Source organism: Trichocoleus sp. ST-U2, assembly GCF_039961875.1.
GTDB lineage: Bacteria > Cyanobacteriota > Cyanobacteriia > Cyanobacteriales > FACHB-T130 > FACHB-T130.
The window spans coordinates 175,267-188,980 of record NZ_JAMPJY010000004.1 but is presented as its reverse complement, the minus strand read 5'-3'; the positions used below and the strand labels follow the sequence as shown (position 1 = coordinate 188,980).

The following is a 13,714-nucleotide window of genomic DNA, read 5'->3' as shown; positions in this document are numbered from 1 at the left end:
GTAAGGCTTGTTCTGCTTGCCTGCGCTCGATAATCTGGCTATTTAAATAAGTGAGAGAGTTGGTTAATTTATCTCGCTGTTCTCCCCGGATATCTGCTGAATTGACTTCTATTAAGGCTGAGTCGGAGAGGTTGCCACCTAAAGCTACGTGACTGGACTCCACAACTTTGACAGCTTCGCCTTCAGCATTAAAAATAGGGACTTTAACGATGTCAAATAAATAGACTTGCCCATCGTAACGAGTTACAGGTTCTTGAGAGATGTGGAGCGTCTGCCCGGTATTCACGACATAGGCGTCATCCACGACAGACTGTTGGGTAGCATCCCGGTTATTTAGAGGAATATCTGTCGGATCGCGATCGCAAAGTTGTTCCAGTGTCATGCCGTAAAAGTCGCAAAATGCTTTGTTGGCATAAACTAGGCACGATTGGGAGTTTTGGCACTTTACTAAATTTGGGATGGCATCTAGGACTTGTGCATACATCTCCACCCGTTGACGCAGTTCTTTCTCGACCTCCTGGCAATCGGCTAGTGTCTGCTCTAGCTCGGCAATTTGCTGACGCAGTTTCAAGGATTCTTGATTCTGCAATTTGCCGGTACTGGTTTTACTGCGTCTATAACTTGTAACCATCTATTCCTCCTTCTATACCTTTTGGTTTTAGATATATCGAAATTAAGTTAAGCGGCTCAAATTCAACATTCAACACGGACATAGCACTCTCCTCGACCTTCTTGGAGTTTCCAATTAAATAGTCAATGAGGCTCGTAGTTCGTTGGCGAAGTCATCCCTCTGCTAAGGAAAGGAGGAATAATATAGGCTCGTAGTGTCCGTATTTAGGATTCCCTAAATTTGGAAAAAAACTCTAATGTTGAATGTTCTTTAATGTTAAGAAATACAAAAAAAATATTATTCCTTTATGAAAAAAGTAAAAATTTTCTTTTTTAGGCTTGACAATCAGTAGGCTGGATTAATAATTTGTAGGATGGGTTGTCGATAGCGTAACCCTCACAGGTGTTGGGTTTCCTGGGTCAATCCAACTAAAGAAATATTCAATTTAATGCATCCGCCGACTGAATTAAGAACATTTGAATAAAAGACTCGCTGCAAGCTTAATGGGGCAATTGATAGAAACGGCGTTAAAAATTTCTTGAGAAACCTGCGTTGATGAAAGACATTGATGAGTGTTATTGTCAAGCAAACAATACGGACGCTTTCCTTCGCGCCGGTTCTACCCTTCCAAGTAAGCTAAAATTCAAGCAGAATCAGCATTCCGCGAACTAGCCTCCTCATGATTGAAAGTCTGCAAACCCAGCTTTACGAACTCAGCGAATTTGCCAACAGTCTTGTTTTCATCCAGCTGCAACATCTCAGCGTTATCAGTATTGGCATTATCTTTGTAGCTGGGTTGCTCACCAGTCTGACCCCCTGTATGCTTTCCATGTTGCCCATCACCCTTGGCTACATCGGGGGCTATGAGACCAAAAGCCGCCTCCAAGCAGCCGCCCAGGCTACCTGGTTTTCCTTGGGATTGGCAACAACGCTGGCAGGTCTTGGTATCTTAGCGGCATTGCTGGGGAACGTCTACGGTCAAGTGGGATTTGGTTTGCCGATCCTTGTGAGCATTCTCGCGATCGCAATGGGGCTAAATTTACTAGAAGCTTTGCCCCTTCCGTTGCCTGCTTGGGGTGGGATGGAGTGGATTTCTAAAGAATTACCAGCGGGAGTGCGTTCCTATCTGATTGGTCTAACTTTTGGGGTGGTTGCTTCTCCATGCAGTACTCCCGTATTGGGAACGTTACTGGGTTGGGTTGCTACGACGCAAGACGTGGTGTTAGGTGCTGTCTTGCTGCTATCCTACACAGCAGGTTATGTGGCACCGTTGATTTTGGCAGGAACTTTTACAGCCTCTATTAAGAAGTTGCTGGAGTTGCGCCAATGGTCGAGTTGGATTACACCCGTTAGCGGTGTGCTTTTAGTTGGCTTTGGGGTATTTTCGCTGCTGTCTCGGATTCCGATTGGCTAATGGTAATCAAAAGAATTCGCTATTACCAATACCAATTATCAATTATCAAAAAATGACTGCAAAAAATTCTTTTTTCTCAAACTTGGGGTCAACTTCCTATCGGTTTTGGCGGCAAGAATTGTTGCCATTGCTGGCAGATTTGCGGTTAGCGATCGCGTTGCTATTAGCGATCGCGCTTTTCAGCATCTCTGGCACGGTCATTGAGCAGGGTCAGTCACCCGCTTTCTACCAAGCGAACTATCCAGAGCATCCTGCTTTGTTTGGTTTCCTGACTTGGAAGGTAATCCAGGTAGTCGGATTGGATCGTGTTTATCGCACCTGGTGGTTTTTATCACTCCTAATTTTGTTTGGCAGCAGCTTAACTGCCTGTACCTTCACCCGCCAGTTTCCAGCTTTAAAAGCAGCACAGCACTGGAAGTTTTACGACCAACCCCGCCAATTTCAGAAACTCGCCTTGAGTGCGGAACTCGAAACAGGTTCGCTAAACAAACTGACCGAGTTGTTGCAGCAGCGGCGCTATAAAGTTTTTCAAGAAGGAGATAAACTTTACGCCCGAAAAGGTCTGGTGGGGCGGATTGGCCCGATTGTTGTTCATGCCAGTATGTTAATTATTCTGGGGGGCGCAATTTGGGGGAGTATCACGGGTTTTGTCGCCCAGGAAATGGTTGCCAGCGGCGATACATTCCAGATAAAAAACATCATCGAAGCGGGTTCTTGGGCGCTGCCACAAGTTCCCAAAGATTGGTCGGTGCGGGTAAATCGCTTTTGGATCGACTATACACCTGAAGGCAGAATCGACCAGTTTTATTCCGATTTGTCGGTTTTGGATAAACAAGGACAAGAAGTTGATCGTCAAACGATTCACGTCAATCAGCCGCTGCGTTACCGAGGTGTGACGCTTTATCAAACAGACTGGGGAATTGCAGGTATCCAGGTGCGGCTGAATAATAGCCCAGTTTTACAGTTGCCGATGGCGTCTTTAAATACTGTCAGCAAGGGCCGAATCTGGGGAACTTGGATTCCCACTAAACCGGATTTGAGTGAGGGCGTTGCCTTAATTGCCAAGGATTTGCAGGGAACGCTGATGCTTTATAACCCAAAGGGTCAGCTAATCAATACCATTCGCGCCGGGATGTCGGTACCTGTGAATGGAGTCAGGCTGAGCATTGATGAAGTAATCGGTAGCACTGGCTTGCAAATAAAAGCCGATCCGGGTATCCCGTTTGTTTATGCTGGCTTTGGTTTGCTGATGCTGGGTGTGGTTATGAGTTATTTTTCTCATTCGCAAATTTGGGCGCTACAAGAAGGGGTTAGTGCAGCGTCTCAGAAGGAGATTCGCTTCTATGTCGGCGGCAGAACTAACCGCGCACAGGTTGCTTTTGAACGGGAACTGTTGGAAATTTTGGATCGAGTCAGTCATCCGTCTCAGGAGGAAGTGCCAGTTGTTGAGATAGAAGCGATCGCGACCCAGTCCTAAACCATTTTTGATGTGGGTTGGTAGAGGGGCGATTCATCACGCCTCTACCAACAAATAACGTCTTCCACTCACACCTTTTTTTCTAGTTTCCAAAGCCAAACTTGACCCGTTTGGTATGCAGGCTCTATTTTGTAGTTTTGCTTTTGTAGTGCCTTTCTTAATTCCTTGGAACTCCTGTATAAAAACACATCACTGAACCCATCTGGAATCTGAGGCACATTTGGTTTAACGACTAATTGAAGCCGCACTTTCGGTTCCAGTGCATAGGTTAAAGGAAGAAAAAAGTTTAGTTTCTCATTGCTGATCAAAAGCGGATGAGCTGTTTTGTTGATGATTTGGGCTACTTTTGGATTGTATTCAGTTTGAGAGAGAGCTTTATTCCACCAGATTTCTTGTTGAGAACTGATGGCACAGGATATAACACCACTCGAAACTACTGCAACAAGCACAAATTGCCATAGTTTTTGTACCTTTGCACTTCTCGAAGGCAAACTAATTTTAGTAGCCAGTAAGTAAGCAATTGCTAGCTGAATCCCCAAATAAACAGCAACTAGATGTCGAGTTGAACCTGACAATCCTCCTCCGGAGATTAGATCTCTGGAAATAAAGGGAAGGGCAGTTACCCCAAGCAAAGTTAAAACAAATAACCAAACTTGCTTGCCGGTGTTACGACACAAAAAATAAATTGCATATCCTGACAGGAATAAAATCATTCCTACCAGTGTCAGTCGGATAAATTCTGTCCATTGATTGTTAAATCCAAACTCAATCACTCCTCCTGCTGGATCTGTATCAAGAAATGTCCGAGTGATATTGCGAGTCCAAGCTTTCACCCAAGAAAACAGACTTTCTTTCTGGCGAGACCAATCTGTTGTCTTTTCAACGGTAGATGAATTAGCAATTAGAATTAAAAGCCAAGGCACAAATGTGAGCAAACCAGCCAAAGATGCCAGCAAATAGGCAAAGACTGTTTTAGTGAATCGGAATTTTTCGATTGTCAATAAATAAATGCCATGTCCAATCGCAACTAGCGCAAAAAATAACTGGGTATAAATTCCCAGTGCTAGCGTTGCTGCATACAGCCCCCAAGTGGAAATAAGGGTTTTGGTGTCTCTATTTCCCATCCGCATCGCTCGCAGTAGTGCCGCACTTGATAGTAAGATTGCCACAATCCACAGACTATAAGGTCGTGCTTCCTGGGCGTAGAGAACTTGAAACGGGGAGACGGCAATGAGTGCGATCGCTATCCATCCTGCTAAGGAAGATCCAAATAATTCTTGGCATAGCCAATAGATGCAAGGAAACGCTAGCAAGCTAATTAAGGCGGACAAGCTTCTGATTATCCCTGGTGAATAGCCAAATCGTTGTACCCAAAATCTTGCCATCAAAAAATAGAGGGGCGGATGCTGGGGAGTATCGACCACTATCGAGTTGATGGTTCCGCTTACACCTTTTTCCGAATTGGGTTGTTGAAACTTCTGTAATTCTTCGACCCCCATCACCTGTCCATCAAAGACTTCTTGGGCGAATTCTGCCTTGCTGTAACCGGCAATCCGTAATGAAGTGAAAGTCTCATCGCCCCAGTAAACTTTGCGATCCAGGTTGACGAATCGAAAAAATACTCCCAGTACCAGCACGACAATGATAAAAAATTGTAACCAAGTTGGAGGAAGTAGCTTTGTCTGAGTTAACCTATTCTTAACATAGTTAAGACTTTGTGCAACTGTCATGAAACCTCCATTTCGCAATCTAAAAAGCCGCTAAGCTCTGCGAAATGTTAAGTGAAGCAATGGAAGTTATCATTCACCCTTAGACTGATTTTGTGTCTGTATTTTGAATCGATAGATAGGCTTTTGATGGCACAAAGAAAAAAGCCCGTTAGAGGGGCTTTCTGAAAGAGATAATTTTTAGACTAGGTGGAATATCCAGCAGCCAGGGAATATTTGTGCTGCTACCTAGGCGTCAGCCGACTTCTGATGACGCACTTCAATTACGGTGTGGACGTTACCGCGCGGCGCGAAATCCCCCTTAATTGTGGCTTCTAAAGGATCGCAAGCTGCCACAAAGTCATCCAGAATTTGATTGATGGATTCTTCGTGGGAGATGTAGCGATCGCGGTAACTGTTGATATAAAGCTTGATCGCCTTCAGTTCCACCACCCTTTGATCGGGAACATAGGTAATATGGATGGTCGCAAAGTCAGGATAGCCAGAAAACGGACACTTACAGGTAAACTCGGGTAGAGTAATGTGAATGTCGTAGCGGCGTCCAACTCGCGGATTGGGGAAGGTAATTAATTGTCCTTCAGCAATATTCCGCTCACCGTATTTCATTTCCGAGAGCGGCGTTTCAGGTGATAATTGTTGTTGTGTTGGCGACTGACTCATCAGTAGTGGTTAGCAAACGTGGGTCATTAAACATTAGTTATTAGTCATTTATAACAAACAAAGGACTAATAACTTTTGAATATGAATGCAGGTCAAGCTTTTTCAGCCTTCTTCACCTGCTTTCTTCAGAAAATATCTCTAGAGTTAAACGGGTCTGTACTACCCTCCCAATCCGGACAATTTTTATCATCCCAGCCATAGGGATGCATGGCGCAGACTAACAGGTTTCCGCCATAAGCTTGTCCGTGGTAATGGTGACAACCCATACATGCAGGATTTTTTTGTGGGGTGGGTTCAACAGTATCCACCATATAGGAAAAAGGCTGCTCACCTTCGCCGACAATTTCTTCAAATTCTAAATAAATTTCAGCGATCGGTTCAAATAATTCCTGCAAACACTGATTGAGATCGGTTGCAATTGTAGTTTGCACGCTTTCGGCAACAGCGTCTACTACTTCTGTGATGCCAACGAAGAATTGCTCTACTTCATCAGCGACTGCTTCCATCATCTCGAAAAAATCTTTTTGCCACTCTTCCATTTTGGATACTCAGCACAAAAGGCTTAGTTTTTACCGGCGACGCGATGACGCCAATTAATCTGCAATTCTATTCTAAATAGTGCGAATCCATGATGCGATCGCAATGCTATAGATTAGCACCCGTTGCCTTGCGCGATCGCAAGGCGTGTGATGCTCCTCGCAGCGACTCGCTCTTGCCTATGCAGCTAACGATTCGGCTGTTCGCAGTTTATCGTTCATTACTGCAAAGCTAATCGCGCTTTAGCCGACGCAGTTCGTCCTGTAGTGCTTGCACCTGTTGGCGCATCGCGTCCACATCATTATTTGGAGCCGCATTTGGAGCTGCTGCCGACTTTGGCTCTTCATCTTCTGAGAGAATTTCAATCCGCCGCGGCTCACCGGGTTGGGTGCTGCTAGTGGATGGCTCAACGGGTGCCTGCTGGGCTTGTTTCATCATATCATCGACAAACCGGCGGGCTTCGTCTGTTGTCATCTCGCCTTTTGCTACCATTTCATCGGCTAGCTTTTGAGCTTGCGATCGCAACTCAGTTAACTTTCCCCCAGCTCTCTCACCCGCAGAGGCAGCTAAGCCAACCCCTAAGTAAAACGCTTTTTGAACAATATCTCCAAAACCAGCCATCGCAATAAGTCGCTCCTTTAATCTGCAAGTATCTGCTGATTCCAGCATAAGCGTGAAATCGAGAAACTGCCCACCAATTACAAGGCAAACGAGGGCGAGGCGGCGATTCGGGTGATCCGGATACCACGCCTATCACAAGCATCCCGTGTTGCTGCTACCTTCCGGTTCTGACAAGGTTTAGGCGTTGCGATCGCATGGGTCCAGATCATCTAAAGCATAACATCATTCACTGAAAATTGAAACCTCTGGCGGCGATCAAGGATTCGCTTTTATTCGGCAACCACTCGCCACTCATAAAGTTCATACTTGACGCAGCCGTTTTGCACCAGCGGATCGAGTGAGACAATTGCGCGCGCCTCCTCCAGTGAAGACGCCTCAAATAGCATCATGCCGCCTCGCCGTTCCAGCCAGTAGCCGCTACGCGCCTGATATCCTTTGGTAATCAAATCCTGGACATAAGCTTTGTGCGCCGGTACAGATTTATCAAAGATCGGTTTATCAACGATGCCTTCTTCAATCTTTACAAACCAGGGCATTCACTTTCTTCCCTTATCTGGCTATATCTATTTAACAAGTAAACTACCGCTGGAAGTTCTTGGACAATACAAAACGCCGCTTCTTTATCGCTCTCTTGCCGCCGCAAGAGATTCAAGACTACGCCAAAGAGATTCAGCAGCACTTCGCCCAAACCTATGCTAGCAAAGGTGCCCAGAAATCTCCCCCGCATATCACGCTGCAACCGCCGTTTGAATGGCAGGTAGAGGCAGTGCCAGTGCTGGAAGAATGCTTGAGAACGTTTGCTTCCCATCGTTCACCTGTCTTCATTACCCTGAATGGGTTTGGAGCTTTTCCACCCCGTGTTATTTACATCAATGTTCTTAAGACGCCGGAACTGCTAGCGTTACAAGCCGATTTAATGACCGATATGGAGACAAACTTGGGAATTGTCGATGCGGTTTCCAAGCAGCGTCCCTTTGCTCCTCACATGACTGTTGCCTTTAGAGACTTGACACGGCAAAACTTTCATGCAGCATGGGCTGAATTTCAGGGGCGATCGTTAGAGTTTGAGTTCACTGCTGCTCAGCTAACCCTACTGATTCATACAGGGGAACGATGGGAAGTAAGCGCCGAATTCCCTTGTTTAGCGCGCCGGAGGTAAACAGGGCAAGCCTTTCAGCCAAGGTTGCGGCTGGTTGTGGCGCGATCGCAACCTTTTTTCTTTCGCTCAGAAAAACCCTCACTCTAATAGCGAATCTTGTTCAATCAATTTTCCAATCTATCCTAGGGAATAAACGTTGATAAAGATTTGTCCTCTCTCATGGTAGAGGTAGTGCAAGCTTGACTCTCACTATTGTGTTGTTATTAGTGTGCTGTCCCCACACGAGTAGATTGCTAAAGTGAGAGGAGTCAATGAAAAAAGTTAATGTACTTAATGTATCCATTGACAACTTGTCAAGAGCAGAGCTATTAACCAAACTCGATCGGGAAGGTGGTATCGTATTTACGCCAAACGTAGACCACCTGATGAAGCTGCAAACCGATGGAGATTTCTACAAAGCTTACAATATCGCTACTTATAAAGTGTGTGACAGTCAAATAGTATTGTACGCTTCTAAATTTTTGGGAACGCCGATTAAAGAAAAACTGTCGGGTTCAGATTTATTTCCCGCTTTCTATATGCACCACAAGGACAATGAAAGCGTTAAGATTTTCTTGCTGGGTGCTGCTGAAGGGGTGGCTCGTAAAGCTCAAGAGCGAATCAATAACCAAGTAGGCAGAAATATTATAGTCGCTTCTCATTCGCCGTCTTTCGGATTTGAAAAGAGCGAAAAAGAATGCCTAGAAATTATTGACAGGATTAATAAGTCAGGCGCTACAGTCTTAGCCATTGGCGTCGGTGCCCCTAAACAAGAAAAGTGGATATTGAAGTATAAAAATAAATTACCCAATGTCAAAGTTTTCTTGTCTGTTGGCGCATCTCTTGACTTTGAAGCAGGTCATAAACCAAGGTCTCCACAGTGGATGAGCGACGCAGGAATAGAGTGGTTACATAGACTCTTATCCGAGCCACAAAGGTTATGGAAAAGATATTTAATAGACGATATGCCTTTCTTCTGGTTGATTTTGAAACAAAAGCTTAACCTTTATAAAAAGCCTTTTCAGGCAGAGAAGAAATCTGTGAAATTAGAACGAGTTAAGTGGGAATAAAAAAATTCTTATTTGAAGGGACGTTTGTAAAGTACCTATTGTTGTGATGCTGTAGCTTGCTTGTCGTAGGGTAAGCAGCCTTAGCAGCTATAGGCTTTCTGTTAAAATTTATGGTTGCATGATGGACGTTCCACGGAACGTCTATTTTTGTGATTGAGATATCTTGACAGGCGATTAGACTACTTGAATTAGACTACTTGAGAAATTTCTCCCACCTTTCCTCAAGCTCTTTCTTTCCGGTAAACGGGTAAGGCTGGGGTTCTAAATAGATTGTAAGGGTCGATCGCATTCCGAACCCCTTCGCTACAACTGCGTCACGAGATGTATTTGCTTGCCGCCTTAGGAGGATGTTCCTGCTGGATTACTAATTGCCATAGTAAATTCCTCTGCCATTTGTACCAATAAAAACTAAACCAAACTGCTGCAAGCTTGCTTCCATCACATTTGGGCTATTGCCAATCGGATTTTTCGGATTACCAATCCTTTGCCATGTCTTCCCTCTGTCGAGAGAACGGAAGATTCCTTTGCCCATATTATTAATTTCTCCGTACACATACAGTGCTGGAATCGTGCTTCCCTGCTGTGGTTTTCCTAAAGAAAACAAATAGGATCTCTTAACTGCATTCATCTTAGAGAAGGTCTTGCCACCGTCTGTCGAATGGTAAAGTTGTTTCTTATCGAGACTCAGCCAAATTTCACCTTTAACTCCAGATACGGTTCTTAGCGAGTGCCAACTTTCATCGGGAAGTGATGAATTCACGACTTTAAAAGACAAACCTCCATCGGTACTTTGATAGAATTTGCCATTCTTATAGTAATAAAACGTGTTACCATCCACTTTGTCTGCTGCCAGCGGCAAAGACCAATTCCAAGGTCCCTTGGAACCCTTGGGTAAGCCAGTAACTTCTTTCCACGAAGCGCCTCCATCATCTGTGCGGAGAGCTTTATCTCCACTAACAGTGACAACAAATAACTTTGGATTAGTTGCTGACATCGCTATACGCATCGGCATCGTGTCTTTTGGAAATGAAGCAAATTCTTTCCAAGTTAAGCCGCCGTCTGTCGAAGTTGCTCCCGAATAAGTATTGTTCCAGCGATTACCGCCAACGCGCACCATTTGCAGGGGAGCTTTTTCATAGTAGGCAATGCTGTAGGTATCCTGGAACGAAGGGCCACTAGCACTAAAGGTTTTAGATGGATAATTGTCTAATCCCTTGTTGTGGTAAAACCCGTCTACATCTGCCACCCCACTCAACAACAACGCGCCACTCGGAGGCGCAGTTAAGGTGAAGGTGACAAGCTCTTCGTGTCCTTTTTGATAGTTCGTCCAGGCAGAGGGTTGTTTGTTAATATTGTCTGTCCGCCATATTCCGTACCAATCGGTAAACCAAACTCTTCCAGAAACGTGGGGGTCAAACTCAATCGCAGAGACAGAAGGATTGGAGAGCATATAGCTAGACCACCAAGGAACGGTATTGTTAAGTGATCGCTTCTGCTCTTTCCATGTAGTTCCGCCATCGAATGAGCGGTAAATTTTAGTATTTTTTCTCTCTTTTGTAGCAACCAGAATATCTTTAGAATTAGCAGGGTTAATGCTCAACCCATTAAAATCCTCTTTGGAGCCTTGTGGAGTAATGTTTTTCCAATCTCCATCTGTATACTTTCTAACTCCAGGACTTCCATTAATTGTTGTGTAGAGAGTGTTATTGCGACTTGTCACTAGCCGCATCGCTTTTTTTGGGCTTCCGTCAATCTTGCTCCAGGTAATGCCTGTGTTAGTAGATTTATAAATTCCATCACCATAGGCATTGGCATAGACTAAGCCAGGCTTATCTTTGTCAAAGACAATTGCTGTGATGCCGATATCTTTTTCCGGCTTTCCGGGAAAAGAAGTCACTTTAGCCCAGTTCGCGCCAGCATCTAAAGATTTCCAAAGCCCATCGCGCCGCGAACCAAATAAAATCATCTTGGAATTAAATGGATTGATGACGAGTCTCTCGCCTACCTCCCGCCTATCTTGGTTGCCGCCCATTGGCAAGTCCAAATCCAGCTTTTTCCAGGTTGCACCTCGATCGTTAGACTTAAAGATAGTTCCAGGCTCATCCCAGACGTATTTGCCTGCGGCAATATAAACAATATTTGGATCTTTTGGATCGAGGGCTAGGGCTTCTCCGCCGTAGTAATTGCTCTTCTCTAGTGGAAAGTGGTCAGTTAGCGGTACCCAGCTTTTATTTACTGAATTCCAACGATAGAAGCCACCCACATCAGTTTTGATGTAAACAAGATCCTTCTGTAGCGGATGCAGAAAAATACCCGTAACATAGCCCCCTCCGCCTATTGCAACATTCGTCTCCCCCAAAGACACATTGGTTCGGTAATTGCGGGAAGTGACGACTTCTGCATGTCCTGATGCACCGTTAAGGATGTTGCTAGCAAGCCAGATGTGCTGAAGTGCGACTGTGGCAAACAGAGCAATGACAGCAAGGCGAACCGTTCGAGCTAACGAAAGGCCTGGTTGGGCGCTAAATTTAGTAATCAGCTTGAAGGCGATATGGGCGAGGCAAATCCCGATGGCGAAGACTAATAAGCTAGTCAGAACTGGTTGGACGCTTGCCAGCCCTGCAAATGTAACATTAGCGATCGCTTCAATGGTTGACCAATGATTAATAGCTGCATTAAACATCGTTGAGCCTCAAATCCCATAATCAGCTACTTCCAACTAAGGAATTATAGCTGACTATACAGATTTGACGGGTTAAGTCTTAACTAATGCCTAAGGTGACTGGGCTACTTTCTTTTAAAACTCTTGCATCAAGCATATCTAAAATTCTGCTGTCCTGCGTCATATCGAATTTTCGGGCAAAGTGAACGTCCCTTCTTATAATTGCTGAGTAATCTTCAGCATTTAGAGTACGAGGATGACCGTGGCGAGTCCCAGTCCAATCAATATAGCGTTTATAGTCGTTACACAAATGAAATTGCCCGCTATTGACTAAAACCGTTTGGACAAAAGATTCATCAGGAATACAAGTCTTTTTATAGTAATTAATTAGATCGGGGTTGTGCTGGCAAAAATGATGTAAATATTCGACACACTTCCTCGATAGAGTCTTGAAGTAAGACCCTGCATAGCATTTAAAGTTTTCAGTGAATGGAGATGAAGTCGTACGAACTCCTAGCATCAGCCCATAGGAAGAATTTATTCTCACCAAAGGCTGGACATTATTAATGACCATGCGAGGAATTTTGACGATAGCGCGTTTCCAGAGTGGTAAATATTGACCCGAACGCCAGTACTGATAGAGATAGCGATCGCTACCTTCCCGGCTTCCCCAAAGATTTCCCTCTAAATCTGAAAGTACATCAAAATACTCTAAAAAGCCATCAAACGGTGATTCCGCAAGAAACTTCTCAATTTTTGGTAGCGGTTGAATCGGATAGTCTTGGCCTGTAATATTGGCAAGCCAATCAAATTCAACATTATGGCTAAAAAGCCAGTCAATGGCATTCAGATAACCTTGAACAATCGAAAAATCTCCTCGTCCTCCCGTACCCCTAATTACATTCACTCCTGGGAATTCGTGAAAGGCCGTTACGTCTAAATGACAACCCCTAAAGTCATGGCTAATCAATATCTGAGATTGGGGACTTGATTTTTTTAGAGTTTGCACCAGTCTAAAAATCTGTTCGGGATTTTTATGACTTTGAATCAGATATAAAACTTTCACGATCTTTAACCTCCAGAAAACAACTGCACGAAAAAGTGAACGCAGCAATCTGCCAAAGTGTTGTGCATAACACTTCAGATGTATTATTAAGTAGAGATAGCTAGATTCAACCAGGTCAAGGTATTAAAAAAAACCTGATTATCTGCTCTCTATGCGGTAACAACAAAATTTGCAACAATTGTCAAACTAGAAATGCCTGCATAATAAATACTGGTGATTTTGTGCAAGCAAAGTCATAAATTGACAGAGAAATCTGTGTTCAAAAACTTAACTAAAACTGTTTAACTGCAATAGCATCGACAAAGTTAAAACAGCAGTAAATAGGTGCTTTCACTGGAAATCAGGCACTCTAGAATAGTTAAGTTCAGAATGGTAAATAGTACACCTGGTATATAGACGAAATGTGGGTTTATTTGGTTCCCGGTTTTCAACCGAACCTTGTTTTATTGTTTCACCCACATAGACATAGATACTAAACTCTGTACCCTAGGAAAAAAATCTCTGTCTTTTAACCATGTCCAAATTCAGTAATGGTGTACAAAATTAGATTCTTCACGACAGGCTATGACCTTTTCGTTGCACCCAATTTTTTACATTTACAGCTATGGTCATAATTAAAATCCCAGTCTAAGGAACTCTTTAAGGGACTCAAGCCACGCTTGCAATCCTAGTCGCTTTACGCTTTACATCTTGTTACAGTGCCTATGGTGCAAGCGTCCCCCTTAAGATAGA

General features: G+C 44.1%; 12 protein-coding genes, 1 other RNA gene and 1 pseudogene. 5 read left to right on the top strand and 9 right to left on the bottom strand.

Annotated features, from left to right (window positions below; all coding sequences use genetic code 11):
- Nucleotides 1-160: 160 nt before the first annotated feature.
- Nucleotides 161-484 (bottom strand): annotated as a pseudogene (locus tag NC996_RS04235) (PAS domain-containing protein); the annotation flags it as partial.
- 805 nt (nucleotides 485-1,289) lie between these two features.
- Here NC996_RS04235 and NC996_RS04230 point away from each other — a divergent pair.
- The gene (locus NC996_RS04230) at nucleotides 1,290-2,024 is read left to right on the top strand and encodes a cytochrome c biogenesis protein CcdA (RefSeq protein WP_190682296.1); all 735 of its coding nucleotides are present in this window, start codon (nucleotides 1,290-1,292) and stop codon (nucleotides 2,022-2,024) included.
- A 52-nt stretch (nucleotides 2,025-2,076) separates the two neighbouring features.
- On the top strand, nucleotides 2,077-3,501 hold the full coding sequence (locus NC996_RS04225; RefSeq protein WP_190682293.1) for a cytochrome c biogenesis protein: 1,425 nt from the start codon (nucleotides 2,077-2,079) through the stop codon (nucleotides 3,499-3,501).
- Nucleotides 3,502-3,569: 68 nt separating this feature from the next.
- Here the strand turns inward: NC996_RS04225 and NC996_RS04220 are convergent, their stop codons facing one another.
- The 3 genes from NC996_RS04220 to NC996_RS04210 all read right to left on the bottom strand — a co-directional run bounded on the left by NC996_RS04220 (nucleotide 3,570) and on the right by NC996_RS04210 (nucleotide 6,427).
- The gene (locus NC996_RS04220) at nucleotides 3,570-5,231 is read right to left on the bottom strand and encodes a glycosyltransferase family 39 protein (protein WP_190411187.1); all 1,662 of its coding nucleotides are present in this window, start codon (nucleotides 5,229-5,231) and stop codon (nucleotides 3,570-3,572) included.
- A gap of 225 nt (nucleotides 5,232-5,456) precedes the next feature.
- Nucleotides 5,457-5,888, bottom strand: a complete 432-nt coding sequence (gene queF, locus NC996_RS04215) for a preQ(1) synthase (protein ID WP_190682290.1) — start codon at nucleotides 5,886-5,888, stop codon at nucleotides 5,457-5,459.
- 125 nt (nucleotides 5,889-6,013) lie between these two features.
- The gene (locus tag NC996_RS04210; protein WP_190430081.1) at nucleotides 6,014-6,427 is read right to left on the bottom strand and encodes a hypothetical protein; all 414 of its coding nucleotides are present in this window, start codon (nucleotides 6,425-6,427) and stop codon (nucleotides 6,014-6,016) included.
- 89 nt (nucleotides 6,428-6,516) lie between these two features.
- Here NC996_RS04210 and NC996_RS04205 point away from each other — a divergent pair, with 89 nt between their 5' ends.
- Nucleotides 6,517-6,660, top strand: a complete 144-nt coding sequence (locus NC996_RS04205) for a hypothetical protein (RefSeq protein ID WP_190435440.1) — start codon at nucleotides 6,517-6,519, stop codon at nucleotides 6,658-6,660.
- Here the strand turns inward: NC996_RS04205 and NC996_RS04200 are convergent.
- The 3 genes from NC996_RS04200 to NC996_RS04190 form a co-directional block, all read right to left on the bottom strand.
- On the bottom strand, nucleotides 6,657-7,046 hold the full coding sequence (locus NC996_RS04200; RefSeq protein ID WP_190435443.1) for a phasin family protein: 390 nt from the start codon (nucleotides 7,044-7,046) through the stop codon (nucleotides 6,657-6,659). The genes NC996_RS04205 and NC996_RS04200 overlap by 4 nt on opposite strands.
- 110 nt (nucleotides 7,047-7,156) lie before the next feature.
- Nucleotides 7,157-7,253, bottom strand: an RNA gene (ffs, locus tag NC996_RS04195) — signal recognition particle sRNA small type.
- Between the two features lie 62 nt (nucleotides 7,254-7,315).
- A complete protein-coding gene (locus NC996_RS04190; RefSeq protein WP_190411182.1) occupies nucleotides 7,316-7,582 on the bottom strand; it encodes a YciI family protein in 267 nt (88 codons plus the stop codon).
- A 59-nt stretch (nucleotides 7,583-7,641) separates the two neighbouring features.
- Here NC996_RS04190 and NC996_RS04185 point away from each other — a divergent pair, with 59 nt between their 5' ends.
- Both NC996_RS04185 and NC996_RS04180 read left to right on the top strand, forming a co-directional pair.
- A complete protein-coding gene (locus NC996_RS04185; protein ID WP_190682286.1) occupies nucleotides 7,642-8,205 on the top strand; it encodes a 2'-5' RNA ligase family protein in 564 nt (187 codons plus the stop codon).
- 251 nt (nucleotides 8,206-8,456) lie between these two features.
- Complete coding sequence (locus NC996_RS04180; protein ID WP_190668400.1) at nucleotides 8,457-9,254, top strand: WecB/TagA/CpsF family glycosyltransferase; 798 nt, start codon at nucleotides 8,457-8,459, stop codon at nucleotides 9,252-9,254.
- 364 nt (nucleotides 9,255-9,618) lie between these two features.
- Here the strand turns inward: NC996_RS04180 and NC996_RS04175 are convergent, their stop codons facing one another.
- Nucleotides 9,619-11,937, bottom strand: coding sequence for a hypothetical protein (locus NC996_RS04175; RefSeq protein ID WP_190682283.1), 2,319 nt, complete (start codon nucleotides 11,935-11,937; stop codon nucleotides 9,619-9,621).
- Between the two features lie 79 nt (nucleotides 11,938-12,016).
- Entirely contained in the window at nucleotides 12,017-12,982 is a 966-nt protein-coding gene (locus NC996_RS04170; protein ID WP_190682280.1) for a beta-1,6-N-acetylglucosaminyltransferase, read from the bottom strand.
- Between the last annotated feature and the right edge of the window lie 732 nt (nucleotides 12,983-13,714).